Genomic DNA, 24,323 nt, shown 5'->3' with positions numbered 1-24,323 from the left:
TTCCTTATTTTCTGAATGGGCGGGTGATTAACCCGACAGGGCCGGTGCTATACCAGCGACGGTTGCCGCGACTGCGTGAATCACGACCGACAGCCTGCGTCAGGCGGTCAAGGATAATGGCGAGGATCACAATGCCGACGCCGCCCACGGTGGCCAGTCCCATATCAAGACGACCAATGCCGCGCAGCACCATCTGACCCAGTCCGCCGACGGCGATCATTGAGGCAATCACCACCATGGAGAGGGCCAGCATCAGCGTCTGGTTAACACCCGCCATGATGGTTGGCATCGCCAGCGGAAGCTGAACTTTAAACAGCATCTGGCGCGGGCTGGCACCAAATGAACGCGACGCCTCGATAAGATCGGCCGGTACCTGGTTAATCCCGAGTATCGTCAGACGAATGACCGGCGGCAGGGCGAAGATAATGGTCACCACGACGCCCGGCACGTTGCCGATACCAAACAGCATGACGATCGGCACCAGGTAGACAAACGCGGGGGTGGTCTGCATCGCATCCAGCAGCGGACGAATAATCTTCGCCGCCCGAGGACTGCGCGCCAGCCAGATCCCCATCGGCAGGCCGATAGCGACGCAGAAGAGCAGGGCGGTGAGCACCAGCGCTAAGGTGATCATTGCCTGTGACCAGGCGCCAATCGCGCCGATGGCAATCAGTGAGATCAGCGTGGCGACACCCATGCCGGCGCTGCCAAACTGCCAGGCAATCAGGGAGAAGAGCACAATAGCGACCGGCGCGGGCATGCCGAGCATCAGCTGCTGGAAACCGTTCAGGATGTAATCCACCGGTACGCGGATCCCCTGAAAGACCGGACGGAAGTGAGTCACTACCCAGTCGATCCCCTCCGTGACCCAGCTATCCAGCGGGATCAGCGTTTTATGAAACGGATCCATAATATTGAAGTGCTCTGGCGCAGGAGCCGGTGCACTGTTGAGCCAGTCCGCCGTGCCGCCATCGGTTGGCGCAGGCGTGGAAGACCCCCACGCATCGGTAGATTGAGCAGCGCTGTCCGCCGCCTCGGTGGTTCCCCACGAGTTAGATTGATCAGCCATTGTTTGTCCCCTCGCGATCTAAAGCCTGCAGCAACATGCGTTTTGAGATGATGCCGACGTACTGTTGTTCCTCACTGACTACCGGTACGGCACACGGGGCCTGACCAACGTGAGAGAGCAGCTCGCTGAGCGGCGTTTCGGCGTCCACGGCAAGCGGGGAGTCGATAACCGCCGCATCAATGCCCTGATTTTCGCTGAGTGCGGTTTTCAGGGAGTCGATGGAAACAATGCCTACAAATTTATTACCGCGTTCGATCAGATAACCGTATTCCCGATCTTCATCCTGCAACAGTTTCAGTGCAGAGCGCGGACCAAAGCCCGGTGTTTTGCGGATAAGACCGTTCGGTGAACGACGGGCGATATCTTTCGCACTAAAGACCTGACTAATATCCACGCCGCGGAAGAAGGTGCGCACATAATCATTGGCCGGATTATTCAGAATTTCATCCGGCGTGCCGACCTGCACCACTTCACCATTTTGCATAATGGCAATACGGTCACCAATACGCATGGCTTCATCAAGATCGTGGGAAATAAAAACAATAGTACGTTGATGTTTAGCTTGTAATTTTACCAGCTCATCCTGCATCTCGGTGCGAATTAATGGATCGAGTGCCGAGAAGGCTTCATCCATTAATAAAATGTCTGGGTTAATGGCTAATGCGCGGGCTAATCCGACACGCTGGCGCATCCCGCCGGAAAGCTCATCCGGGTAGGCATGCGCATAATTCTCGAGGCCCACCTGACGTAATGCATCCAGCGCTTTTTCCTGACGTTCATTAGCGGTAACGCCCGCTAATTCCATGCCAAAGGCGGCATTATCCAGCACCGTCATATGCGGCATCAGCGCGAATGACTGGAACACCATTGCAATCTTCTTTCTGCGCACCTCGCGAAGTTCAGCCTCTGATATTCTGGCGATATCAACGCCATCTATCAGCACCTGTCCACGGGTGGGTTCAATCAGGCGATTGAGAAGGCGAACCATAGTGGATTTACCCGAACCGGATAACCCCATGATGACAAAAATCTCGCCTTCTTCAATGGCCAGACTGGCGTCTTTAACGCCAAGCGACAGCCCGGTTTTTTCCAGAATTTGCTCTTTTGAAAGGCCTTTCTCAATATATTTGAATGCGCGCTGAGGATGCTCGCCAAATACTTTATAAAGATTTTTCACTTCTAATTTAATTGCCATGCAATAGAGAGTGTCCTGTTATTTGTTTATGTCGATATCATTACCATGGTAAATAGTTAACTGGCATTACCCTAACATACTGAGAATCTGAGACAACCCTGGGTTTGCTTATGGCAGGAATTTTGCCGTAAGCGAAACGGCTGAATTTCCCATGAGTAAAGGGCTGAGCGTGGTTTGAATTTTTCTGAATTTTTTGCTTTTGCACAGCGACATTTCGCCTGAATCGGAGTGATTCAGGCGAATATGAACGGGGAATTACAGTGTAGTTGCCCGTAAAATATTAGGGAGGAAATTGTTAGATTTATATTAAATTAATGAACGTTAACCCGCGCATTAAAAATCCCAGTCCTCATCTTCGGTCTCCACCGCTTTGCCCATCACATACGACGAACCAGACCCGGAGAAGAAATCGTGGTTTTCATCGGCGTTGGGTGACAGTGCCGCCAGGATCGCCGGGTTCACGTCGGCCATTTCCGGTGGGAAAAGCGCTTCGTAGCCGAGATTCATCAGCGCTTTATTGGCGTTGTAACAAAGAAACGCTTTTACCTCCTCCTCCCAACCGGTACCGGCGTACAATTCTTCGGTATAACTCAGTTCGTTCTCGTACAAATCCATCAGCAAATCGAGGGCAAAACCTTTTAACGCTTCGCGCTTATCTTCGCTGACGTTCTCCAGCCCTTTCTGATACTTATAGCCGATGTAGTAGCCGTGTACGGCTTCATCACGAATGATGAGGCGAATTAAATCGGCGGTGTTGGTCAGCTTGCCGCGGCTCGACCAGTACATCGGTAACCAGAAGCCAGAATAGAACAGGAAGGATTCGAGAAACACGCTGGCAATTTTTTTCTTCAGCGGTTCGTCGGCCTGATAATACTCCAGCACCAGGCTGGCCTTTCGCTGCAATGACTCGCTTTCTTCGCTCCAGGAGTACGCCGCGTCCACATCTTTGGTCTGGCACAGCGTCGAAAAAATCGAGCTGTAGGAACGGGCATGGACTGCCTCCATAAAGCTGATGTTCGACATCACCGCCTCTTCGTGAGGCGTCAGCGCGTCGGCCATCAGCGCAGGGGCACCGACGGTATTTTGGATGGTGTCCAGCAGCGTCAGGCCGGTGAACACACGGATCGTCAGCTGCTGTTCGGCGTGGCTGAGGGTTTGCCAGGCCGGAATATCGTTTGAAAGCGGGACTTTTTCCGGCAGCCAGAAGTTGCTGGTCAGGCGGTTCCACACCTCCAGGTCTTTATCATCCTGAATTTTATTCCAGTTAACGGCACTCACGCGTGACAGTTTCATCCTTTCTCCTTACAGCGCGCAGGACACGCAGCCTTCAATTTCGGTGCCTTCCAGCGCACGCTGGCGCAGGCGAATGTAGTAGAGAGTTTTGATCCCTCTCTTCCAGGCGTAAATCTGTGCCCGGTTGATGTCGCGCGTGGTGGCGGTGTCCGGGAAGAAGAGCGTCAGCGACAGCCCCTGATCCACGTGTTTTGTCGCCTCGGCGTAGGTATCAATAATTTTCTCAGGGCCAATCTCATACGCGTCCTGATACAGGGCCAGATTGTCGTTGGTCATAAACGGGGCAGGGTAGTAAACGCGCCCGGTCTTACCTTCCTTGCGGATCTCAATCTTCGACACAATCGGGTGGATACTCGACGTGGCGTGGTTAATGTAAGAGATTGACCCGGTTGGCGGTACGGCCTGCAGATTCTGGTTATAGATGCCGTAACGCATCACATCGTCCCGCAGCTGCTGCCACATCTCGCGGGTAGGCATGAGAACACCTGCATCGGCAAACAGCTGGCGCACTTTGTCGGTTTTCGGCTGCAAGTCTCCTTCCAGATATGGCCTGAAGTACTCACCGCTGGCGTAACGCGACTGTTCAAAGCCCGCAAAGCGCTGGTTACGCTCGCGCGCCAGCATCATTGAGGTATGCAGCGCATGCCAGGTAATGGTGTAAAAATAGAGGTTGGTGAAATCCAGTCCTTCCGGGCTACCGTAGGCGATACCTTCCCGCGCCAGATAGCCGTGCAGGTTCATCTGCCCAAGGCCGATGGCGTGCGAGGCGGCATTACCGGCTTCAATGGACGGCACGCTGCGGATGTGGCTCATGTCCGATACCGCGGTCAGCCCGCGAATGGCGGTCTCCACCGTGCGGCCAAAATCGGGGGAATCCATGGTGTGGGCAATATTCAGCGACCCGAGGTTACAGGAGATATCTTTGCCGATGTCGGCGTAGTCCAGGTTTTCGTCATACGTGGATGCGCTGTTCACCTGCAATATCTCCGAGCACAGGTTGCTCATATTGATTCGCCCGGCAATCGGGTTCGCACGGTTGACCGTATCTTCATACATGATGTACGGATAGCCGGACTCAAACTGAATTTCGGCCAGCGTCTGGAAGAAATCGCGGGCGTTAATGTACTTCTTACGAATGCGATCGTCGGCCACCAGATCGTGATACAGGGCGCTTATCGCCACATCACCAAACGCTTTCCCGTAAATACGCTCAATGTCGTAGGGCGAGAAGAGCGCCATCTCGGCATTTTCTTTGGCGAGTGCAAAAGTGATATCCGGAATCACCACCCCAAGCGACAGGGTCTTAATGCGGATTTTTTCATCGGCGTTTTCACGTTTGGTATCCAGGAAGCGCAGGATATCCGGATGGTGCGCGTGCAGATAGACCGCCCCCGCGCCCTGACGCGCCCCCAGCTGGTTAGCATACGAGAAAGCATCTTCCAGCATTTTCATGACCGGAATCACGCCGGAGGACTGGTTTTCGATGCGCTTAATTGGCGCACCGGCTTCACGCAGGTTCGACAGCAGAAACGCCACACCGCCGCCGCGTTTAGAGAGCTGCAGCGCCGAATTCACCGCGCGACCAATCGACTCCATATTGTCTTCGATGCGCAGCAGGAAGCAGGAGACCAGCTCGCCGCGCTGGGCTTTTCCGCAATTGAGAAAGGTCGGTGTGGCGGGCTGGAAACGGCCGGAGAGCATCTCATCCATCAAGCGTTCTGCCAGCGTTTCATCGCCCTGCGCGAGCGTGAGGGCAACCATCACCACGCGGTCCTCGAAGCTTTCAAGATAGCGTTTGCCGTCGAACGTTTTCAGGGTATAGCTGGTGTAAAACTTCCATGCGCCAAGAAACGTCTGGAAACGAAAACCACGGCTATGGGCCTGCCCGAAGAGCGTCTCCACAAAGGCACGATCGTACCGGGCCAGCACGCGCTCTTCGTAATAGCCTTCCTTGACCAGATAATCGAGACGTTCATTCTGGCTTGCAAAGGTCATGCTGTTGGGGCGGACGTGGGTGGCGATAAACGCCTCCACCGCCTCATGATCTTTGCCAAACTGAATGTGCCCCTCACGGTCATAGAGGTTCAGCATTGCGTTTAATGCGTGGTAATCCGGTGTCGCCTGAATTACACGTTCTGCGGTTGTCGTTGCCAAAATTCGTTCACTCCTTTACGCACGTTCTCTACGTCCTGCTGTGTCCCCATCAGTTCAAAACGATAGAGATACGGCACGCCGCATTTTTGAGAAATGACATCCCCGGCACGGCCAAAGGCATCGCCGAAATTGCGATTGCCCGCCGCGATAACGCCGCGAATAAGCTGTCGGTTGTGGGGATCGTTGAGAAAGCGGATCACCTGACGAGGCACGGCCCCCGCGGTGCCACCTCCACCATAGCTCGGGACCACCAGAATGTAGGGGTCGTCTGCCCGGATTCGTTCCCGCTCATTAAGCGGGATACGTATCGCAGGCAGCCCGACGCGCTCAATAAAGCGGAGCGTGTTTTCCGAGCTGCTGGAGAAGTAGACCAGCCCACTCATGCCCTGGCGGCCTGGGCGGCGAGGCGGTTAATCATGTCGGGGCGAAAGCCGGACCAACTGGTCTCCCCGGCGACGACGACCGGCAGCTGGCGAAAACCTTGCGCCCGCAGGGTATCGGCAGCTTCGGGTTGCAGGTCAATGTTCACCATCTTAAAGGCCACTCCACGGCTTTCCATTGCACGTTTTGTCGCGTGGCACTGAACACAATCGTTACGAGTGTAAATAATAATGCTCATGATTCGTATTTCCATTTAAAATGAGAGAGCGGCGCGAATCATCGCGTCAGGTTGTGTGTATCTTGCTAAAGGGAATACTAGATGTAGTTGTCGTAAGATTCAACCATACAAGATATGGGAATTTCAGATTAATATGGCCCCGATGATGAGCACAGCGGGGCAGGGCGGGCTGTACGGCTTTTTCAGGCGCGCAGGCAAAGAAAAGCCCCGGGGGCTAACGCGACCGGGGCGGATACGGACAGGCTGAGACGACTATTTGCGCAGGCTAAGCAGCGCCCCCACGAAGATACCCACCGCGGCTACCGTACCAAGCGTACAGAGGGGTTTTTCGCGAACGAAGGTATTGGCGCAGCTAATGGCATCGCAGGCAGCCTGCGTGGTGCGCGAACGCCCATTCATGCGGGCGCGGGTTTCACGTAGCAAAGACTGAGCCTTACGTTTTGCGGCATCCGCTTCGTCCTTCGCACCGGAACCCCAGGATTTCAGCACTTCTTCCAGCGAGTCCGCTAATTGGCTGACATCGTTACGAATATCCTGCGTGTCGTCGTTAATATCGTTTCGGTTCGGTCTGTTAAACATACGATCCTCCGTAATTTTGCGTTCCCGTTTAGTTTAGTCCAGAAATTTAATATCTGAAGCGCGTCACGCGTTATCTGGCAGTTTATGGAATATTCTGAAAGCCCTGCTAATGCTGAATACTGTAAGGTTGCCGGGCAGGAAAAGATAACGAGGAAAAGATATGTATTTACGACCTGATGAGGTGGCGCGCGTTCTTGAAAAAGAGGGATTCACCATGGATGAGGTGACATCAAAAGCGTATGGATATCGCCGTGGCGAGAATTATGTTTACGTTAATCGTGAAGCAAGAATGGGACGTACCGCTCTCATTATTCACCCGACGCTGAAAGACAGAAGTTTGTCATTTGCTGAGCCTGCCTCGGATATTAAAACCTGCGATCATTATCAGCAATTCCCACTGTATTTAGGTGGTGAAACGCATGAACATTATGGTATTCCGCATGGCTTCAGTTCGCGTATGGCGCTGGAGCGGTTTTTGAAGGGACTGTTTGGCGACGTACAGTAAATCTGCGACTGGCATTCGCCAGTCGCCTCACATCATGCTTTGGCCTGGCTGTACTGGCTGACCTTAAACAGGCGGCGACAGTAGTCGAGAAAATAGCCATACACCGCACCCATCAGCATTGAAATCACGATATTTGAACTGACCGCTGCGACGATTTGATGCCAGTCTGCGCCCACTGTCAGCAGAATAGCCACGTAAACCGGCGACTGGAACGTCACGTATGCCAGAACGTCGGCGAGGTTTTTCACCCACCCTGACGGGCTAATACGACGCGCAAAGCGCATGACCGCATCGCGGTATAATCCGTAAGGCCACGCAATAATAATGTTGACAGGAATTGCCACCAGACGAGAAGAAAGTGACTGCTCAAAGGACATTCCGGAGAGGAAAATTTCGATCAGCATGTTCACGACGGAACAGTAAACAACCATCGCGAAGGTATCCGCTACCGCATGGCGCAGGCGAGATTGCGGTGAGAACATGTCTGAACTCCTTGAGAAGAACACAATAGAAACGATTTTCCCTCAGCGGTTAGTGCTTTAGGTTGGTTTGTCAGTCGTGCATAGCGTATATCTCTGCCTTTGAACTAACAACTAGTTATTAATTTTTATTTAGTCGCGTTTTGTCCACAAAATTCTCTAAAATTGCGTGTTTTTTGTTCGGTTCGTTATAATCTGTCCCTGCCGTCAGTTTTTGTATGTAAATCAATCTGTTGATCTTGAGCGTGCCGAAGCGAACGTTCTGCCCGAACGACGACAGTGCGGCATGCTTTGATTTGGATTAAATCTAACCGTTTATACTGAGATAAAGATTGAATCCGGCGGTATCGACAGTTATCCGCCGATATTATTAAACGCGATATTTTAAAACATTTACATTTTTAGCAAGACGTGCCCGCGGGTAGATATTCCAGGCGAAATGAATTATTCTCTTGTCGATTTTTCGATTTACCCTAAAGAAAAGGTTTTCAAATATATGTCTTTGACGTTACAGAATCTTAATAATATCCGAACTCTGCGTGCGATGGCGCGTGAATTATCCCTGGACGTTCTTGAAGAAATGCTGGAAAAAGTCAGGGTCGTTGCTGAAGAGAAACGGAGTGAGTTGGCGGAATTAGAGCAACAACGCGCTGAGCAGCAGGAAAAAATTAATGCCCTGCTGGAACTGATGAAAGCTGATGGTATTTCACCGTCCGATCTCCTCGGTTCAGATATGGCGCAGGCCGGTAAGCCAGCGAAAAAACGTAAACCGCGTGAAGCGAAATATCGCTTTATTGATCTCAACGGTGAAGAGAAAACATGGACCGGTCAGGGGCGTACGCCAAAGCCTATTGCCAATGCACTGGCAAACGGTAAATCACTGGATGATTTTCTGATTTAATCCATGAGCCGGGCGGAGGACTCCGCCCGGTTGCCTGTTTAGCAGACGCCGAAATCACCCTCTTCGGTATACAGGGCCAGGTCTGCGGCCTTCAGGGTAAATTTCTCGCCTTGCTCATTGCTGGCCTGAACCGCCACAACGCTATCGCCGTTCACTTCGAGTACTTTCAGTTTTGGGCCGCCTTTACGCGGTTGCACATAATCACCGACAGAAAACATACTACCTCCTCATCGTTTCAATGATCTTCACCTTAGCCCACGTCTGATGCCGGGTACAGCGTATTTCACCGATTACTGCTTATGAGGTACGCCGGTTCCAGGGCATCACTTTCAGCAGTCTCGCCATTCCGCAAAACCCGGTCAGCCCGGCAAACAGCAGCCCGGCACCCACAAAGCCGCTCAGCAGGAAAAAGCCGCTGGAGAGCGTAAAGCCCAGCACGACCCCGCACAGGGTGAGCAGCCCGGCGGCAATTTGTACCTGGCGCATCAACGGCAGCGGCTGTGATGTGTCTTCCTGCGTGATCAACCCAGCCTGCTTCCACCCCTGAATTCCGCCTTCAACGATAAACGCCTGAGCAGGCGCGGCAGCCTGAGCAAGGCGGGCTGCGTTCGAGGATGTCCGGGCGCCAGACTGGCAGTGAAAAATCACCGTTTCGCCCGCGTGCGTCTCAAGCCCGCCGGGTAAGGTGTCCAGCGGCACGGACCGGGCGGCGGGAATATGCTCGCGGGCATATTCGTCGGGATCGCGAATATCGATCAGTTTTGCACCTTCAGCAACGAGCGCATTGGCCTGCAGGGGTGAAATGAGCGGTAGTGACATGGTGGCTCCTTACGGGCAATAGAGGCTTTTCAGGGTACTGATAAGCTGATGCACCGCATCGTTTTTAATGAAATACAGAATGCGCTGCGCTTCACGGGTGCTGTCGATAAGCCCCTCTTCACGCATACGCGCCAGATGTTGTGACGTGGCGGATGGGCTAAGCCCCGTCGCCCGCGCCAGATCGCCCGCGCTGGTACCCGGTGTACCGCACAGCATGCAGAGGATCAGCAACCGACGCGGATTGCTCATCGCTTTTAACAGGGCTGCGGCCTGTCCGGCGCTGGCCTGAAGTTGTTCGAGTTCAGTCATATTAGTTTAGTCTTTACTTAATTAAGGAAACTCTAAACTAATGGGGAGGATTAAGCCAGTGTCAAAAGCGTAAAAGAGGGTAAAAGGGCGATAAAGAGATGGCGCAGGCCGTTAAACTGGCTACGCTTAGAGAATGTTCTCTTTTGTATTTTCAATTGGTTAGCTTGCACGGAGTCGTTATGGGTTTTTGGCGTATTGTCTTTACTATTATCCTGCCACCGCTGGGCGTGCTGCTTGGCAAAGGGTTTGGCTGGGCGTTTATCATTAACATCGTTCTGACCTTACTGGGCTACATCCCAGGTCTTATTCACGCGTTTTGGGTGCAAAGCAAAAACTAAGCGCGCCACAGTAGATCGCTGTATATCCCGGTCAGTACGCCCTGTGGGCTAAACTGCTGTTTGATCCAGCGCGTGACCTGGCCGGTCGCCGCATGCTGCGTGGCAAGCAGCATGCGTGAATCCTGACGCGGATTATTGATTCGCCGCGTGACCAGCAGCCCGTCCTCCACCGCCTCGCGGGCCATATACTCCGGTAAAAAACCAATCCCGTCCCCAAGGATCTGACACTGGCATTTGGTGTTGAAGTCGGGCACCAGAATCGCCTCCTGGCCGTGCAGCAGCCAGCCGACCTTCTTGTTTATGGTGTGCGCCGTGTCTTCCACCATGATGTTGGGGTACAGACGCAGCTGGCTTTCGGCTATCGGCTCCGGCACGAAGGCCAGCGGGTGTTCCGGCGCGATGGCGAATACCCAACGGATGGCACCGATCTCGGTGTAATCAATGCCGCCGCCGTCGAGCAGCGTATCCGGTGCGCCAATCGCGATATTGGCCTGGTTGTTGATAATGGAGTCCCAGACGCCGTTGTAGACCTCGGTCGTGACGGTGATCTGGCAGGTAGGAAACTGTTTTTTCAGCACCTGCAGCAGCCGCGCCGTATGGCGTGGGGTGTACAAAAGCTGATTGATGCAGATGCGGACCCGTGCCTCAATGCCCTGTGAAATGGTGTCTATCCCGCGCTTAATGGCATGAAAATCATTCAGCAGGTCGGTCGCTTTACGGTAAAAGTAAAACCCCGACTCGGTCAGCTCAATGCTGCGCGTATTGCGTACAAACAGCACCACATCCAGCCCGGTCTCCATTCGCTTGATGGTGTAACTGATGGCAGAGGTGGTTACGCCAAGCTCGGTGGCGGCTTTGCTGAAGCTGCCAAAGCGTGCCGCCGTGGTGAAGGCCAGCAGGTTCTCTTCAGTAAAGATGGAATTCATATTACGGCTCCTGTTAGCCATCAGTTTTGAACATATTTTAACAGCGCTGTTACAACGCATATGACGGCGGTCACAGTTCTGATTATTCGCGTCGAGCCGCGTCATGTCAGGCTTCATCAGGCATAAGCAGAATGCTGTCTGAGGCGAATAAAAGCGCTAAAACATAAGTAAAAGATTGCACGGCCGCACATTTTGGCTGAATTGTTGAATTTAACTCAATAATGAATTGACTGTCGATGAATGATTTTTAAGCGGATTCTTTTCTCACCAGGCTGTTGCTATTCTCAGGTCATGAGCAATACATCATGGGGAGTCTGAATATGTCTGCGAACGAACTCGTTACTGAATTTTTGCTGGCGGCAGAGCAGGGCAATATTGACGGGCTAAAAGCCTGCCTTGAAAAAGGTGTCGATATTAATGCCACTCAACGCCAGAAAAGAACGGCCGTTATTATTGCCAGCCTGAAAAAACATTATGACTGCGTGGCATTTTTAATTGCTGCCGGAGCAGATATTGATCAACAGGATCAGACCTGTTTTAACCCCTTCCTGATTAGCTGCCTGACAAATGATTTAACCCTGCTGCGAATAGTCTTACCCGCCAACCCGGATCTTGATCGCCTGACCCGCTTCGGTGGTGTCGGCATTACGCCTGCCAGCGAGAAAGGGCACGTTGAGATTGTGCGCGAGCTGCTGGAGAAAACCGATATTAACGTCAACCACACCAACTTCGTGGGCTGGACGCCGCTGCTGGAAGCGATTGTCCTCAACGATGGCGGCGCGAAACAGCAGGAAATTGTAAAGCTGTTACTGGATAACGGCGCAAATCCGCACATGACCGATAAATACGGCAAAACACCGCTCGAACTGGCGCGGGAAAAAGGCTACCACCAGATAGCAGACCTGCTGCTGGCCGCAGGCGCGTAATTCCTTCGGCCAGCCTTTTCCGGCTGGTCGCTCATTCAGACAGTATTTTACCGACGTGCCTATTGCACGACGGCGGCCCCCTTTTATCCTCATTCAGGAGAAAATAATGCCCACCAAAATCGTCATAAAAAAGAATACCTATTTTGACTCGGTGTCATTGATGTCGGTTTCCACCAAGGCCAATAAATTGCCGGGCGTTGAGCAGGCTTTTGTGGCTATGGCGACAGAAATGAACAAAGGCGTTTTAAAAAATCTCGGGCTATTAACGCCGGAATTAGCGGATGCCAAAAACGGCGACTTAATGATTGTGATTAAAGGCGAGGCGGCGAATGACGAAACGCTGGCAGCCATCGAAGCGCTTTTCACCCGCAAGGAGAGCGGCGGGAGCCATGAAGCGCGTTATGCCACCCTTGCCAGTGCGAAAACCCATCGTCCTGAGAGCAACCTGGCGGTGATTTCGGTAAACGGCACGTTTGCCGCCCGCGAAGCACGTCAGGCGCTGGAAAACGATCTCAACGTCATGCTCTTCTCCGACAACGTCAGCCTTGATGACGAGCTGGCGCTGAAGCAGCTGGCACACCAGAAAGGGCTGCTGATGATGGGGCCGGACTGCGGCACGGCCATTATCAACGGTACCGGGCTATGCTTCGCCAATGCGGTGCGTCGCGGACCGATCGGTATTATCGGGGCGTCCGGGACCGGCAGCCAGGAGCTGAGCGTACGGATCCATGAATTCGGCGGCGGCGTGTCGCAGCTGATTGGCACCGGCGGGCGCGATCTGAGCGAAAAGATAGGTGGCCTGATGATGCTGGATGCCATCGCGATGCTGGACGCTGACGACGCCACCCAGGTGATTACCCTCATCTCTAAACCGCCTGCGCCGTCGGTGGCAGAAAAAGTGCTGGCCCGCGCCCGCACCTGCCGCAAACCGGTGGTGGTCTGTTTCCTCGGTCGTCATCAGCCGCCGGCTGATGACGGCAACCTGCAGTTCGCCCGTGGCACCAAAGAGGCGGCGCTGAAGGCCGTGCTGTTAACGGGGGTGAAAAAAGAGTCTCTCGACCTGCATCCGCTGAACTGGCCACTGATCGAAGAGGTGCGGGCCCGGCTGACGCCCCAGCAGAAATACATCCGCGGCCTGTTCTGCGGCGGCACCCTGTGCGATGAGGCCATGTTCGCCGCGCTGGAAAAGTTCGACGACGTCTACAGCAACATTCAACCCGATCCGGCAAAACGGCTGGACGATATCAACGTCAGTAAAGCCCACACCTTCCTTGATTTTGGAGATGACGATTTCACCCACGGCAAACCGCACCCGATGATCGACCCGACCAACCGCATCAGCCGCCTGTTGCAGGAGGCGCGTGACCCCGAGGTGGGGGTGATCGTGATGGACTTTGTACTGGGCTTTGGCGCGCACGAGGATCCGGTCGGCGTGATGCTTGAGGCCATAAAAGAGGCGCAGGCGATGGCGAAAGCCGATAACCGTCCGCTGGCAATTCTCGGCTATGTGCTCGGAACCGACCAGGACTCACCGTCCCTGACACAGCAGTGTCAGCTTCTGACCGAGGCAGGGGTGATCTGGGCGAGCAGCAGCACCAACACCGGATTACTGGCACGTGAATTTGTCTTTAAAGGGGAGACTGCCTGATGACGACCTTATTTAACCAGCCGTTAAACGTGATTAACGTCGGTATCGCGCTGTTCAGTGCGGATCTCAAAAAGCAGCATATCCCCGTGACCCAGCTCGACTGGACGCCGCCGGGGCAGGGGAACTTGCAGGTAGTAGAGGCGCTGGATCAGCTGGCCCTTGCGCCACTGGCTGACAAAATCGCCGCCGCCAATAAGATTGCCCTTGAGCGCATTATCCAGTCCCATCCGGTGCTGGTGGGCTACGACCAGGCGATCAACGTCGTGCCGGGCATGACCCGCACCACCATTCTGCACGCCGGTCCGCCCGTCAGCTGGGAAAACATGTGTGGCGCAATGAAAGGGGCCGTGACCGGGGCGCTGGTGTTTGAAGGGCTGGCACGCGATATCGACGACGCGGAGCGCGTGGCGGCGTCAGGGGCAATCACCTTCTCGCCCTGTCACGAGCACGACTGCGTAGGCTCAATGGCGGGCGTCACTTCGGCATCGATGTTTATGCACATCGTTGAGAACAAAACCTACGGCAACCGGGCGTTCACTAACCTTAGCGAGCAGATGGCGAAGATCCTGCGCATGGGCGCCAACGACCAGAGCGTTATTGACCGCCTGAACTGGATGCGTGACGTGCTCGGCCCGATGCTGCGCGATGCCATGAAAATCATTGGTGAAATCGACCTGCGCCTGATGCTGGCCCAGGCGCTGCACATGGGCGACGAGTGCCATAACCGCAACAACGCCGGCACCACGCTGCTGATCCAGGCGTTGACGCCCGGGCTGATTCAGGCCGGGTATCCGGTGGCACAGCAGCGTGAGGTGTTTGAGTTCGTCGCCAGCAGCGATTACTTCTCCGGCCCGACGTGGATGGCGATGTGTAAAGCCGCCATGGATGCCGCACACGGTATTGAATACAGCACCGTGGTCACCACCATGGCGCGTAACGGCTACGAGTTCGGCCTGCGCATCTCCGGGCTGCCGGGGCAGTGGTTCACCGGCCCGGCGCAGCAGGTGATAGGGCCCATGTTCGCGGGCTACAGGCCGGAAGACTCCGGGCTGGATATTGGCGACAGCGCCATTACCGAAACCTACGGTATCGGTGGTTTTGCGATGGCCACAGCCCCGGCGATCGTGGCACTGGTGGGTGGCACGGTGGATGAAGCCATCGATTTCTCCCGTCAGATGCGCGAGATCACCCTCGGTGAAAACCCGAACGTCACCATTCCGCTGCTCTCGTTTATGGGCATTCCAACCGCCATCGACATCACAAAAGTCGCGGGCAGCGGCATTCTGCCGGTCATTAACACCGCCATTGCCCACAAAGACGCAGGTATTGGCATGATTGGGGCGGGCATCGTTCACCCGCCGTTTAGCTGTTTTGAAAAGGCGCTGTTGACCTTCCGCGATCGCTACTTTTTATAAGGCATGCATCCATGAAAAACATGAAACTGGAGTGGAAAAGAGGTGACTGGGCGGCGTATTTCGGGTTGATGACCAACAACCTGACCAATTTGCTGACCATGATGGGGCTGCTCATTTTTGTCGTCGGCATCCCGAAGGAGATTGTTTATGGACGCATTGCGCCAGCCTTCGGGCTGGCGGTGCTGGTCGCGAGCGTCTGCTACGCGTGGTTTGGCCTGCAGATGGCGCGCCAGACCGGGCGTACGGATGTCACCGCGCTGCCGTCTGGCCCAAGCGCGCCGTCAATTTTCACCGTGACCTTTCTGGTGCTGATGCCGGTCTACCAGCAAACCGGTGATGCGGATTTCGCTATCCAGATTGGTCTGGTGTGGTGCTTCGTGGAGGCGATGATTCTGGCGGGCGGTTCGTTCCTGGGGGAAACCATCCGCAAGATGATCCCGCGTACCGTCCTGTTGTCGTGCCTGTCCGGGCTGGGCCTGCTGCTGCTGGCGATGAACCCGATGCTGCAGGCGTTTGAGGCACCTACCGTGTCGTTCATCGTGCTGCTGCTGATCTTTATTAACTGGTTTGGTAAAAAGCCGATCTTCGCCAAAATCCCAACCGGCCTGCTCTTGCTGATTGCCGGTACCGCGCTGGCGTGGATCTCCGGTCTGCAAAGCCCGGAGGCCATCAAAGCCTCGATGTCGTCGTTTGGCTTTAACCCGCCGGAAGTGCATGTCGACAGCTTTATGCAGGGACTGCCGCACGCATTACCGTACCTGGCCTCTGCCGTCCCGCTGGGTCTGGCGAACTACATTTTTGACCTGGAAAACATCGAAAGCGCCCACGCGGCGGGGGATGAGTACCCGACCCGCAAGGTGATGCTGGCAAACGGGCTGGCCTCCATGCTCGGGTGTCTGATGGGTAACCCGTTCCCGGTGACGGTTTACGTCGGTCACGCGGGCTGGAAAGCGATGGGGGCCAGCATTGGCTACACGCTGGCCTCCGGTGTGACCATGTTTATCGTGCCGCTGTTCGGGCTGGGGGCGTTTATGCTCGCCATCATACCGATGACCGCCATCGTGCCGATTCTGGTGTTTATCGGGGTGGTGACCGCCAACCAGGTAGTAAGGGAAACGCCCAAAGTGGAGGTTCCCGTGATCTTCATCTGCCTGTTCCCGTGGATCGCCAACTGGGCGCTGACCATGATGAACAGCGTGATGGGCGCGGCGGGGACCAGTGCGGCGAAAATTGGCACCGACGTGCTGCACAGCAAAGGGATCTACTACCAGGGACTGGTGCATCTGGGTAACGGCGCACCGCTCGCCAGTATGCTGTGGGGCTGCATCGCTATCTTCGCCATCATCAACAAACCGCTGCGCGGAGCCGTGGCCGCCGCCGTTGGAGCGTTGCTGGCGCTGTTCGGCGTGATCCACGCGCCAGTGGTTGGCTTTGCCGAAGGCAGTTCGCTGATGTTTGTCACGGCCTACCTGATGATGGGGGGCATGTTTGTGGTGAAGCATTTTCTTGATAGCCGCGACGCGGTGAGCGCGGCAGCGCCGGTTTCGGAGTCCTGATAATGGCTGATGTCCTCACCCCGCACCATTTCAAAGGAAACACTATGAAAGAGCTCATGGTCGTCGCCATTGGCGGCAACAGCATTATCAAAGATAACGCCAGTCAGTCCATTGAACACCAGTCACAGGCCGTGAAATTGGTTGCAGAGTCAGTGCTGGAGATGCTGGCGTCTGACTATGACATCGTGCTCACTCACGGCAACGGCCCCCAGGTGGGGCTGGATCTGCGCCGCGCTGAAATTGCTCACGAGCGGGAAGGGCTACCCCTCACGCCGCTGGCAAACTGCGTGGCGGATACCCAGGGCGGTATCGGCTACCTGATCCAGCAGGCGCTCAATAACCGCATGGCCGCCCACGGCGAGCAAAAAGCGGTCACGGTCGTCACGCAGGTGGAAGTGGATAAACACGATCCGGGTTTCGCCCATCCCACCAAACCTATCGGCGCGTTTTTCAGTGAGACGCAGCGTGATGCGCTCCAGCGTGCCCATCCTGACTGGCATTTTGTTGAAGACGCCGGGCGCGGTTATCGCCGGGTGGTGGCCTCACCGCAGCCGCTGCGTATCGTTGAAGCGGAGGCTATCAAGACCCTGACGCAAAAAGGCTTTGTGGTGATCGGGGCGGGCGGTGGTGGTATTCCGGTGGTGCGCACAGCGCAGGGGGATTACCAGAGCGTCGATGCGGTGATTGATAAAGATCTCTCGACCGCGCTGCTGGCCCGCGAGATCCATGCCGACGTGCTGGTGATCACCACCGGGGTGGAGAAAGTGTGCATCAACTTTGGTAAGCCGGACCAGCAGGCGCTGGATACGGTGAACATGGCGCAGATGAAACGCTACGTGGCGGAGGGGCACTTCCCGGCGGGCAGCATGCTGCCGAAAATCGTCGCCTCGCTGGCGTTTCTGAACGACGGCGGCAAGCGCGTGATCATCACCTCGCCGGACTGCCTGCCTGCGGCGCTGCGCGGTGAGACCGGTACCCACATTGTGAATGCGTAAGTAAAAGGAAGAGAAGATGAGTGAGAATAAAAGCCGACGCGAGTTTATTAGCCAGAGCGGCAAAATGGTTACCGCCTGCGCCCTGTTTGGCACCACTGGCTCCGTCGCGTATGCTGCAGAGACCGCGAAACCACGTTGTGAGACAGGCAAACCGATGAACATTACCGCCAGACACTACTACCTGGATAACGTGCTGCTGGAGGCCGGGTTCAACGTTGACGGCGGCGTGGCGACAAGCACCCGCACCGAACTGAAAACACTCGAAATTAATGACGGCAAAATTGTCGCCCTGCGTGATAACAAAAGCCATGGCGATGCCACGCTGCCACACTATGATGCAGGCAGTAAGCTGATGCTGCCCGCGATGCGCGACATGCATATTCACCTGGATAAAACCTTTTACGGCGGTCCCTGGCATTCCCTTAACCGCCCGGCGGGCACGACCATTCAGGACATGATCCGTCTTGAACAAAAATTGCTGCCAGAGTTACAGCCCTACACGCAGGAGCGTGCGGAAAAGCTTATCGATCTGATCCAGTCGAAAGGCTCCACCCTCGCCCGCAGCCACTGCAATATTGAGCCGACATCCGGCCTGAAGAATCTGGAAAATCTCCAGGCCGTCTTAGCGCGCCGCAAGCCGGGGTTTGACTGTGAAATTGTCGCCTTCCCGCAGCACGGCTTGCTGTTGTCGCACTCCGAAACGCTGATGCGCGAGGCCATGCAGGCTGGCGCACACTACGTGGGCGGTCTGGATCCGACTAACGTGGACGGTGCGATGGAAAAATCCCTCGACACGATGTTCCAGATTGCGCTGGATTATGACAAAGGGGTGGACATCCACCTGCATGAAACCAGCCCGGCAGGCGTCGCGGCGGTGAACTACATGGTAGAGACCGTGGAGAAAACGCCCGCGCTGAAGGGCAAGCTGACCATCAGCCATGCCTTCGCGCTGGCCACGCTCAACGAGCAGCAGGTCGATGAAATCGCCACCCGCATGGCGGCGCAGCAGGTGACCATTGCCTCTACGGTGCCGATTGGCACCCTGCATATGCCGCTGAAGCAACTCCGTGACAAGGGGGTGTTCGTCATGACCGGCACCGACAGCGTCATTGACCACTGGTCGCCGTATGGGCTGGGCGATATGCTGGAAAAAGCCAATCTTTACGCCCAGCTCTATATTCGCCCGAATGAACAGACGCTCTCCCGTGCGCTGGGTATCGCCACCGGTGATGTGCTGCCGTTGAACGACAAAGGCGAGCGCGTGTGGCCAAAAGCGCAGGACGATGCCAGCTTTGTGCTGGTGGACGCTTCCTGTTCCGCCGAGGCCGTGGCGCGGATTTCACCGCGCACCGCGACCTTCCATAAGGGCAATCTTGTGTGGGGCACCGTCTCCTGACGCCACGTCGGGGTATTGCTACAGGTGATACCCCGACAGACGCAGCTCGCGATCAATCCACTCAACAAACTGCTGGATCTTCCAGGTGCGCTCGTTCATGTGCGGCATCACCAGATGATGCGCATTAATGGCGATCCCCGTTTCATCTGGTAGCACCTGCACCAGGGAGCCATCGTTCAGGTGATCGGTGGCCATCATCTTGCTTTCCAGAATAAATCCCAGCCCCATGCGCGCGGCTTCAAAGCTCATGTAGGAACGATCAAAACTCAGGCTGAAGTTGAGCCAGGGGCGGTCGATATTGTGCCAGGCAAACCATTTTTCCCAGTTGACGAGGGTGCTGGTCGACGAGATAAGCGCCTGTGAAAGCAGGTCCTGCGGCGTGTTGACGGGATGTGCGTGCAGATATGCCGGTGAGGCCAGCACCACCAGCGCATCGTTTTTAATGGTCATGACCCTGTAAGCGTCCCAGTCCGGGATGCCGTGGCGAATATCAATATCGATGTTATCGCGTGCAAACTGCAGGTTCTCGTAGGAGCAGGAAAGATTGACCGTAATATCCGGGTATTCACTGCGAAATTTGCCGAGCCGGCGCAACAACCACGTCAGGCCAAACGTTGGTGAAGAGTGAACGCGCAATACCGGATTATCAGCCTCTTTCATCACCTGTTCGGTTGCACGGCCGATGGCGCTCATTGCTGCGGAGACGTCGCGCAGATATTTTTCCCCCGTCGGGGTCAGGGTCACGCCTTTGCCGCTGCGGATAAATAACTTCTTCCCCATCCAGGATTCCAGCGAGGCGATCTGATGACTGACGGCTGACGCGGTGACGTTAAGCTGTTCGGCTGCCAGATGGATACTGAGAGAGTTGGCCACGGCGATAAAGGACTGAATATTTCGCAGCGAGGGTATGGGGAGGGTCTGGCGATCCTGCGCGGGCATGGCCCACTCCTTTTAAACGAGACAATTTTAAAAAACATAACATTGCGGCATCGCGTCAGCAATTTTTACCCGGCTGAATGGATTAAACATGATCCTGTTCACAGTGTTTTATCGATGAATATTGATGAGGGTTAGATTTTATTTTTATGACCTGCATCGCGTATCAAATTTATCTCAGCAATAAATGAGTTTTATTGAATGGTGTTTCGTTCGATAGCCGATATATTGACGTTGAACGCATAAATAAAACGACTCACGTTGTTCGAATAATGAGGTAAAACATGTCTCGTATAGAACAAGTTGCCCCCTACATAGCGACAAAGAAAACCAATTACCGTTTCGTTGTGCTGGCGTTAATTTTTATTGTGTATGCCATTAACTATGCCGACCGAACAAATATTGGTGCTGTCCTTCCTTTTATCATCGACGAGTTTCATATCAATAATTTCGAAGCCGGTGCGATCGCCAGTATGTTCTTTTTGGGATACGCCCTGAGCCAAATACCGGCGGGCTTTTTTATCGCCAAAAAGGGCATTCGCGGAATGGTGGCGCTGTCGATATTTGGCTTCTCGGCGTTTACCTGGTTGATGGGGACTGCGACCTCAGTGCTGGGCCTGAAGTTTATCCGCCTGGGGCTGGGGTTAACCGAGGGGCCATGCCCGGTGGGGTTGGCATCAACGATCAATAACTGGTTTCCACCAAAAGAGAAGGCCACGGCGACCGGCGTCTATATTGCTGCCACCATGTTTGCCCCCATTCTGGTGCCGCCGCTGGCAGTGTGGATTGCCATGACATGGGGTTGGCGCTGGGTCTTTTTCTCTTTTGCCATTCCGGGGCTGGTCATTGCTGTCCTGTGGTATTTACTGGTACGTACACGGCCTTCCGAGAGCCCTTTCGTGTCAAAGGCCGAACTGGAGACCATTACCGCAGGTCAGGCGACACCGGATGCCAGACGGGAAAATATCGTGATTTCCCCCGGCTTCTCCCGCCTTGACCGTCTGATCCGCGTACGGGATCTGTCGCCCATCAGCACGGTAAAAGGTCTGTTCACATCGAAAAATATTCTCGGTGACTGTGTGGCCTACTTCATGATGGTCAGCGTGCTGTATGGCCTGTTGACCTGGATACCGCTTTATCTGGTGAAAGAAAAAGGCTTTACGTTCATGAGTATGGGCCTCGTCGCGAGTATGCCGTGTATCGGCGGTTTTATCGGCGCGATTTTTGGCGGCTATGTCTCCGATAAATGGCTCGGGCGAAGGCGTAAACCGACCATGATGTTTACAGCCATCAGCACCGTACTGATGATGATCATTATGCTGAATATCCCGCAAAGCACCGTTGCGGTTTGTGTCGGCCTCTTTTTTGTTGGTCTCTGTCTGAATATAGGCTGGCCCGCCTTCACCGCTTATGGAATGGCCGTCGCAGACAGCAAAACGTATCCCATCGCCGCATCAATTATTAATAGCGGCGGCAATCTCGGCGGATTTGTTTCGCCGATGCTGGCAGGTTATCTGCTGGATAAAACTGGAAGCTTTAATTCTGTCTTTATTTATTTCGGTATTTGCGCAGCAATTGGATTAGTCATGATTATCTTGCTGGAAGAACCGAAATAATAAATAAAACCTCTCTTACAATACTGGAGTAAATATATGCTTCTGAAAGATAAAGTCGCCGTGATTACCGGCGCGGCCTCTGTGCGCGGTTTGGGTTTCGCCACGGCAAAATTATATGCCGAGCAGGGCGCGAAAGTGGTCATTATTGATTTAGATGCCGAGGCCAGCCAGCGTGCGGCTGCATCTCTGGGTGAAGGGCATCTGGGGCTTGCGGCAAACGTCAGCAACGAGTTGCAGGTGAACGCAGCCATTGAGCAGGTTCTGGGTAAATATGGGCGCATCGACATTCTGGTGAATAACGCCGGGATAACCCAGCCGCTCAAACTGATGGATATTAAGCGCGACAATTACGATGCCGTACTGGATGTCAGCCTGCGCGGTACGCTGCTGATGTCCCAGGCGGTGATTCCCACTCTGCGCGCGCAGAAGTCCGGCAGCATTGTCTGTATCTCTTCAGTTTCGGCACAGCGCGGCGGCGGTATTTTTGGCGGCCCGCACTACAGCGCTGCAAAAGCCGGCGTGCTGGGGCTGGCCAAAGCCATGGCCCGTGAGCTTGGGCCGGATAACGTGCGCGTGAACTGCATCACCCCGGGGCTTATCCAGACGGACATCACCGCTGGCAAGCTGAGCGATGAGATGAAAACCGCCATTCTGGCGGGTATTCCGCTCAACCGTCTTGGTGATGCACAGGATGTTGCCCGTGCCGCGCTGTTCCTGGGGAGCGATCTCTCTTCTTATTCCACCGGTATCACGCTCGACGTGAACGGCGGCATGCTGATCCATTAAGGGGAGACGAGAATGACGAATACGACAGTTCAACAGGTTGCCGCGGCCGCGTGGCGCATTCGCCGCTACGCGCTGCGAATGGGCGAAGTACAAGGTCAGGGCTATATCGGTCAGGCGCTGGGCTATGCCGACGTGCTGGCAACTGCGTTTGCGCACGGTATGACCTTCAGGGCTCAGGAGCCGGAGTGGGAAGGCCGCGACCGCTTCCTGCTCTCCCACGGACATTACGCCATTGCGTATTATGCGGCGCTGATCGAGGCGGGGATCGTTCCTGAAGAGGAACTTGAAACCTACGGCTCGGATGACAGCCGCCTGCCGATGTCCGGCATGGCAACGTATACGCCCGGCATGGAGATCTCCGGCGGTTCTCTGGGGCAGGGACTCAGCATTGGTGTGGGAATGGCGCTGGGGCTGAAGCACAAACAGAGCACGGCGTGGGTAATTAACTCCATGTCTGACGGTGAGCTGGACGAAGGTTCAACCTGGGAAGCCGCCATGTCAGCCTCGCATCATGGGCTCTCGAACTTGATTGTGCTGGTGGACATTAACCGGCAACAGGCGGACGGTAATTCACATAACATCCTCGGTTTTGAGCCGCTGGAAGATAAGTGGACCTCCTTTGGCTGGTATGTACAACGCGTTAACGGTAACGATATCCCCGCGCTGGTGTCGGCGTTTGATAATGCCAGACGCTATCCCGAACAACAGCCGCGCGTCATCTTATGCGACACGCTGATGGGCAAGGGCGTGCCTTTCCTCGAGCAGCGTGACAAGAACCATTTTATTCGCGTGGATGCCGATGAGTGGCAACAGGCGCTCGCCGTGCTCGATGCGAATAAACCAGAAGGAGTCCTGTAATGAGCCAGCCCGTCGAAAATAAACCGCGTTTAACCACCTCCGCCATGATTGCCTCGATTGCAGAGGAAGGGCAGGAAACCCGGGCCGCGCCGTTTGGCCACGCGCTGGTGAAACTGGCGGCTCAGCGCCAGAACATTGTCGGCATGACGGCAGATTTGTCGAAATATACCGACCTGCATATCTTTGCCCAGGCATACTCTGACCGTTTCTTTCAGATGGGAATGGCGGAACAGCTGTTAATGGGGGCGGCAGGTGGGATGGCCAAAGAGGGCTTTATTCCCTTTGCCACCACCTATGCCGTGTTCGCCACCCGCCGTGCCTACGATTTTATTCATCAGGTCATTGCTGAGGAACACCTCAACGTCAAGATTTGCGCCGCGCTACCGGGGTTGACCACCGGCTACGGGCCAAGCCATCAGGCAACGGAAGATATTGCGATCATGCGCGGCATTCCGGGCATGACCATTATCGATCCTTGCGATGCGATTGACACCGAACAGGCGGTGCCTGCCATTGCCAGCCACGAAGGGCCGGTTTATATGCGTTTGTTACGCGGTAAGGTTCCGGTGGTGCTGGATCAGTACAATTACCGGTTTGAAATAGGCAAAGCCGCGCTGCTGGAAGAGGGCAGTGATGTGCTGATTATCGCCTCAGGGCTGATGACCATGCGCGCACTGGAGGCGGCAAAGCAGTTGCGCAAGGATAATGTCAGCGTGGCGGTACTTCACTCACCCACGATTAAGCCCCTGGATGAAGCGACCATTCTGGCGCAAGCCGCGAAACCCGGACGTCTGGTTATTGTGGCTGAAAACCACAGTAGCGTTGGCGGGCTTTGTGAAGCCGTGGCGTCGCTGTTGATGCGCCATCGCGTTAACGTCGACTTTGACACCGTTGCGTTGCCGGATGCTTTCCTTGATGCGGGTGCGCTACCGACCCTTCACGCGCGTTACGGGATTTCGACTGCCGCCATGGTGCAGAAGATCCGGCGCAGGCTCTGATTTTCAG

General features: G+C 55.0%; 26 protein-coding genes. 13 read left to right on the top strand and 13 right to left on the bottom strand.

Features of this window, described 5'->3' with window-relative positions:
* Nucleotides 1-4: 4 nt before the first annotated feature.
* The 7 genes from proW to AM379_RS02640 all read right to left on the bottom strand — a co-directional run bounded on the left by proW (nucleotide 5) and on the right by AM379_RS02640 (nucleotide 6,909).
* Nucleotides 5-1,069, bottom strand: a complete 1,065-nt coding sequence (gene proW / locus AM379_RS02670; RefSeq protein ID WP_106503435.1) for a glycine betaine/L-proline ABC transporter permease ProW — start codon at nucleotides 1,067-1,069, stop codon at nucleotides 5-7.
* Nucleotides 1,062-2,264 carry a glycine betaine/L-proline ABC transporter ATP-binding protein ProV gene (proV, locus tag AM379_RS02665; protein ID WP_020883862.1) on the bottom strand — a complete coding sequence of 401 codons (1,203 nt, stop codon included), beginning with the start codon at nucleotides 2,262-2,264 and terminating at the stop codon, nucleotides 1,062-1,064. Before proV ends, proW begins: the two co-directional genes overlap by 8 nt.
* A gap of 333 nt (nucleotides 2,265-2,597) precedes the next feature.
* Nucleotides 2,598-3,557, bottom strand: coding sequence for a class 1b ribonucleoside-diphosphate reductase subunit beta (gene nrdF, locus AM379_RS02660; protein WP_032678830.1), 960 nt, complete (start codon nucleotides 3,555-3,557; stop codon nucleotides 2,598-2,600).
* A gap of 9 nt (nucleotides 3,558-3,566) precedes the next feature.
* On the bottom strand, nucleotides 3,567-5,711 hold the full coding sequence (gene nrdE / locus AM379_RS02655) for a class 1b ribonucleoside-diphosphate reductase subunit alpha (protein WP_106503434.1): 2,145 nt from the start codon (nucleotides 5,709-5,711) through the stop codon (nucleotides 3,567-3,569).
* On the bottom strand, nucleotides 5,684-6,094 hold the full coding sequence (gene nrdI, locus AM379_RS02650) for a class Ib ribonucleoside-diphosphate reductase assembly flavoprotein NrdI (protein ID WP_106503433.1): 411 nt from the start codon (nucleotides 6,092-6,094) through the stop codon (nucleotides 5,684-5,686). Before nrdI ends, nrdE begins: the two co-directional genes overlap by 28 nt.
* Complete coding sequence (gene nrdH, locus AM379_RS02645; RefSeq protein WP_106503432.1) at nucleotides 6,091-6,330, bottom strand: glutaredoxin-like protein NrdH; 240 nt, start codon at nucleotides 6,328-6,330, stop codon at nucleotides 6,091-6,093. The genes nrdI and nrdH overlap by 4 nt, the downstream gene beginning before the upstream one ends.
* 252 nt (nucleotides 6,331-6,582) lie before the next feature.
* Nucleotides 6,583-6,909, bottom strand: coding sequence for a DUF883 domain-containing protein (locus AM379_RS02640; protein WP_014171314.1), 327 nt, complete (start codon nucleotides 6,907-6,909; stop codon nucleotides 6,583-6,585).
* 160 nt (nucleotides 6,910-7,069) lie between these two features.
* Between AM379_RS02640 and AM379_RS02635 the strand changes: the two genes are divergently transcribed.
* Nucleotides 7,070-7,414, top strand: coding sequence for a DUF2002 family protein (locus AM379_RS02635; RefSeq protein WP_006811693.1), 345 nt, complete (start codon nucleotides 7,070-7,072; stop codon nucleotides 7,412-7,414).
* Between the two features lie 32 nt (nucleotides 7,415-7,446).
* Here AM379_RS02635 and alaE read toward each other — a convergent pair whose 3' ends face one another.
* Nucleotides 7,447-7,896 (bottom strand): L-alanine exporter AlaE, encoded by a 450-nt coding sequence (gene alaE, locus AM379_RS02630; protein ID WP_020883866.1) that lies wholly within the window; start codon nucleotides 7,894-7,896, stop codon nucleotides 7,447-7,449.
* 493 nt (nucleotides 7,897-8,389) lie between these two features.
* Between alaE and stpA the strand changes: the two genes are divergently transcribed.
* The gene (gene stpA / locus AM379_RS02625; RefSeq protein ID WP_020883867.1) at nucleotides 8,390-8,794 is read left to right on the top strand and encodes a DNA-binding protein StpA; all 405 of its coding nucleotides are present in this window, start codon (nucleotides 8,390-8,392) and stop codon (nucleotides 8,792-8,794) included.
* A 38-nt stretch (nucleotides 8,795-8,832) separates the two neighbouring features.
* On the opposite strand, the gene AM379_RS02620 is transcribed toward stpA, so the two are convergent.
* The 3 genes from AM379_RS02620 to AM379_RS02610 form a co-directional block, all read right to left on the bottom strand.
* Nucleotides 8,833-9,012 (bottom strand): hypothetical protein, encoded by a 180-nt coding sequence (locus tag AM379_RS02620; RefSeq protein WP_014171310.1) that lies wholly within the window; start codon nucleotides 9,010-9,012, stop codon nucleotides 8,833-8,835.
* Between the two features lie 79 nt (nucleotides 9,013-9,091).
* The gene (locus tag AM379_RS02615) at nucleotides 9,092-9,613 is read right to left on the bottom strand and encodes a rhodanese family protein (protein WP_040018936.1); all 522 of its coding nucleotides are present in this window, start codon (nucleotides 9,611-9,613) and stop codon (nucleotides 9,092-9,094) included.
* Nucleotides 9,614-9,622: 9 nt separating this feature from the next.
* Nucleotides 9,623-9,922 (bottom strand): ArsR/SmtB family transcription factor, encoded by a 300-nt coding sequence (locus AM379_RS02610; RefSeq protein WP_020883869.1) that lies wholly within the window; start codon nucleotides 9,920-9,922, stop codon nucleotides 9,623-9,625.
* A 179-nt stretch (nucleotides 9,923-10,101) separates the two neighbouring features.
* On the opposite strand from AM379_RS02610, the gene AM379_RS02605 reads away from it, so the two are divergent.
* Nucleotides 10,102-10,260: a YqaE/Pmp3 family membrane protein gene (locus AM379_RS02605; RefSeq protein WP_032678825.1), complete on the top strand. Its 159-nt coding sequence runs from the start codon at nucleotides 10,102-10,104 to the stop codon at nucleotides 10,258-10,260.
* Here the strand turns inward: AM379_RS02605 and AM379_RS02600 are convergent.
* Complete coding sequence (locus tag AM379_RS02600; RefSeq protein ID WP_078774241.1) at nucleotides 10,257-11,186, bottom strand: LysR substrate-binding domain-containing protein; 930 nt, start codon at nucleotides 11,184-11,186, stop codon at nucleotides 10,257-10,259. The genes AM379_RS02605 and AM379_RS02600 overlap by 4 nt on opposite strands.
* Nucleotides 11,187-11,506: 320 nt before the next feature.
* On the opposite strand from AM379_RS02600, the gene AM379_RS02595 reads away from it, so the two are divergent.
* The 6 genes from AM379_RS02595 (at nucleotide 11,507) to AM379_RS02570 (ending at nucleotide 19,122) form a co-directional block, all read left to right on the top strand.
* Nucleotides 11,507-12,112 carry an ankyrin repeat domain-containing protein gene (locus AM379_RS02595; RefSeq protein ID WP_020883872.1) on the top strand — a complete coding sequence of 202 codons (606 nt, stop codon included), beginning with the start codon at nucleotides 11,507-11,509 and terminating at the stop codon, nucleotides 12,110-12,112.
* A 106-nt stretch (nucleotides 12,113-12,218) separates the two neighbouring features.
* Nucleotides 12,219-13,760 (top strand): acyl-CoA synthetase FdrA, encoded by a 1,542-nt coding sequence (gene fdrA, locus AM379_RS02590; RefSeq protein WP_104440312.1) that lies wholly within the window; start codon nucleotides 12,219-12,221, stop codon nucleotides 13,758-13,760.
* Entirely contained in the window at nucleotides 13,760-15,175 is a 1,416-nt protein-coding gene (locus AM379_RS02585) for a DUF1116 domain-containing protein (protein WP_032680426.1), read from the top strand. Before fdrA ends, AM379_RS02585 begins: the two co-directional genes overlap by 1 nt.
* Before the next feature lie 11 nt (nucleotides 15,176-15,186).
* A complete protein-coding gene (locus tag AM379_RS02580; protein ID WP_014171302.1) occupies nucleotides 15,187-16,731 on the top strand; it encodes a hypothetical protein in 1,545 nt (514 codons plus the stop codon).
* Nucleotides 16,732-16,775: 44 nt separating this feature from the next.
* On the top strand, nucleotides 16,776-17,726 hold the full coding sequence (locus tag AM379_RS02575) for a carbamate kinase family protein (RefSeq protein ID WP_106503431.1): 951 nt from the start codon (nucleotides 16,776-16,778) through the stop codon (nucleotides 17,724-17,726).
* 16 nt (nucleotides 17,727-17,742) lie between these two features.
* Nucleotides 17,743-19,122, top strand: a complete 1,380-nt coding sequence (locus AM379_RS02570) for an amidohydrolase family protein (RefSeq protein ID WP_032678820.1) — start codon at nucleotides 17,743-17,745, stop codon at nucleotides 19,120-19,122.
* Between the two features lie 18 nt (nucleotides 19,123-19,140).
* Here AM379_RS02570 and AM379_RS02565 read toward each other — a convergent pair whose 3' ends face one another.
* On the bottom strand, nucleotides 19,141-20,061 hold the full coding sequence (locus AM379_RS02565; RefSeq protein WP_032680431.1) for a LysR substrate-binding domain-containing protein: 921 nt from the start codon (nucleotides 20,059-20,061) through the stop codon (nucleotides 19,141-19,143).
* Nucleotides 20,062-20,342: 281 nt separating this feature from the next.
* On the opposite strand from AM379_RS02565, the gene AM379_RS02560 reads away from it, so the two are divergent.
* From AM379_RS02560 to AM379_RS02545, 4 genes are read left to right on the top strand one after another with little or no spacing between them, the layout of a single operon-like run.
* Nucleotides 20,343-21,674, top strand: a complete 1,332-nt coding sequence (locus tag AM379_RS02560) for an MFS transporter (RefSeq protein WP_106503430.1) — start codon at nucleotides 20,343-20,345, stop codon at nucleotides 21,672-21,674.
* A 36-nt stretch (nucleotides 21,675-21,710) separates the two neighbouring features.
* Nucleotides 21,711-22,460: an SDR family NAD(P)-dependent oxidoreductase gene (locus AM379_RS02555; protein WP_073396522.1), complete on the top strand. Its 750-nt coding sequence runs from the start codon at nucleotides 21,711-21,713 to the stop codon at nucleotides 22,458-22,460.
* 12 nt (nucleotides 22,461-22,472) lie between these two features.
* Complete coding sequence (locus AM379_RS02550; RefSeq protein WP_040018943.1) at nucleotides 22,473-23,318, top strand: transketolase; 846 nt, start codon at nucleotides 22,473-22,475, stop codon at nucleotides 23,316-23,318.
* Nucleotides 23,318-24,316: a transketolase family protein gene (locus AM379_RS02545; RefSeq protein ID WP_106503429.1), complete on the top strand. Its 999-nt coding sequence runs from the start codon at nucleotides 23,318-23,320 to the stop codon at nucleotides 24,314-24,316. Before AM379_RS02550 ends, AM379_RS02545 begins: the two co-directional genes overlap by 1 nt.
* Nucleotides 24,317-24,323: the final 7 nt, after the last annotated feature.

It is taken from the genome of Enterobacter cloacae complex sp. FDA-CDC-AR_0132, from assembly GCF_003010695.1.
GTDB classification, from domain to species: domain Bacteria; phylum Pseudomonadota; class Gammaproteobacteria; order Enterobacterales; family Enterobacteriaceae; genus Enterobacter; species Enterobacter ludwigii.
The sequence above is the reverse complement of the archived record's forward strand: the minus strand, read 5'-3'. Positions and strand labels throughout refer to the sequence as shown.

Bases quoted from the DNA above. Each gene is read 5' to 3' on its own strand.
- AM379_RS02550 (WP_040018943.1), top strand. From the start codon at position 22,473: ATGACGAATACGACAGTTCAACAGGTTGCCGCGGCCGCGTGGCGCATT.
- AM379_RS02545 (WP_106503429.1), top strand. From the start codon at position 23,318: ATGAGCCAGCCCGTCGAAAATAAACCGCGTTTAACCACCTCCGCCATG.
- AM379_RS02640 (WP_014171314.1), bottom strand. From the start codon at position 6,909: ATGTTTAACAGACCGAACCGAAACGATATTAACGACGACACGCAGGAT.
- proV (WP_020883862.1), bottom strand. From the start codon at position 2,264: ATGGCAATTAAATTAGAAGTGAAAAATCTTTATAAAGTATTTGGCGAG.
- AM379_RS02565 (WP_032680431.1), bottom strand. From the start codon at position 20,061: ATGCCCGCGCAGGATCGCCAGACCCTCCCCATACCCTCGCTGCGAAAT.
- AM379_RS02580 (WP_014171302.1), top strand. From the start codon at position 15,187: ATGAAAAACATGAAACTGGAGTGGAAAAGAGGTGACTGGGCGGCGTAT.
- fdrA (WP_104440312.1), top strand. From the start codon at position 12,219: ATGCCCACCAAAATCGTCATAAAAAAGAATACCTATTTTGACTCGGTG.
- nrdH (WP_106503432.1), bottom strand. From the start codon at position 6,330: ATGAGCATTATTATTTACACTCGTAACGATTGTGTTCAGTGCCACGCG.
- AM379_RS02585 (WP_032680426.1), top strand. From the start codon at position 13,760: ATGACGACCTTATTTAACCAGCCGTTAAACGTGATTAACGTCGGTATC.
- AM379_RS02635 (WP_006811693.1), top strand. From the start codon at position 7,070: ATGTATTTACGACCTGATGAGGTGGCGCGCGTTCTTGAAAAAGAGGGA.
- stpA (WP_020883867.1), top strand. From the start codon at position 8,390: ATGTCTTTGACGTTACAGAATCTTAATAATATCCGAACTCTGCGTGCG.
- AM379_RS02555 (WP_073396522.1), top strand. From the start codon at position 21,711: ATGCTTCTGAAAGATAAAGTCGCCGTGATTACCGGCGCGGCCTCTGTG.
- proW (WP_106503435.1), bottom strand. From the start codon at position 1,069: ATGGCTGATCAATCTAACTCGTGGGGAACCACCGAGGCGGCGGACAGC.
- AM379_RS02595 (WP_020883872.1), top strand. From the start codon at position 11,507: ATGTCTGCGAACGAACTCGTTACTGAATTTTTGCTGGCGGCAGAGCAG.
- nrdF (WP_032678830.1), bottom strand. From the start codon at position 3,557: ATGAAACTGTCACGCGTGAGTGCCGTTAACTGGAATAAAATTCAGGAT.
- AM379_RS02575 (WP_106503431.1), top strand. From the start codon at position 16,776: ATGAAAGAGCTCATGGTCGTCGCCATTGGCGGCAACAGCATTATCAAA.
- AM379_RS02615 (WP_040018936.1), bottom strand. From the start codon at position 9,613: ATGTCACTACCGCTCATTTCACCCCTGCAGGCCAATGCGCTCGTTGCT.
- AM379_RS02620 (WP_014171310.1), bottom strand. From the start codon at position 9,012: ATGTTTTCTGTCGGTGATTATGTGCAACCGCGTAAAGGCGGCCCAAAA.
- AM379_RS02600 (WP_078774241.1), bottom strand. From the start codon at position 11,186: ATGAATTCCATCTTTACTGAAGAGAACCTGCTGGCCTTCACCACGGCG.
- AM379_RS02570 (WP_032678820.1), top strand. From the start codon at position 17,743: ATGAGTGAGAATAAAAGCCGACGCGAGTTTATTAGCCAGAGCGGCAAA.
- nrdI (WP_106503433.1), bottom strand. From the start codon at position 6,094: ATGAGTGGGCTGGTCTACTTCTCCAGCAGCTCGGAAAACACGCTCCGC.
- alaE (WP_020883866.1), bottom strand. From the start codon at position 7,896: ATGTTCTCACCGCAATCTCGCCTGCGCCATGCGGTAGCGGATACCTTC.
- AM379_RS02605 (WP_032678825.1), top strand. From the start codon at position 10,102: ATGGGTTTTTGGCGTATTGTCTTTACTATTATCCTGCCACCGCTGGGC.
- AM379_RS02610 (WP_020883869.1), bottom strand. From the start codon at position 9,922: ATGACTGAACTCGAACAACTTCAGGCCAGCGCCGGACAGGCCGCAGCC.
- AM379_RS02560 (WP_106503430.1), top strand. From the start codon at position 20,343: ATGTCTCGTATAGAACAAGTTGCCCCCTACATAGCGACAAAGAAAACC.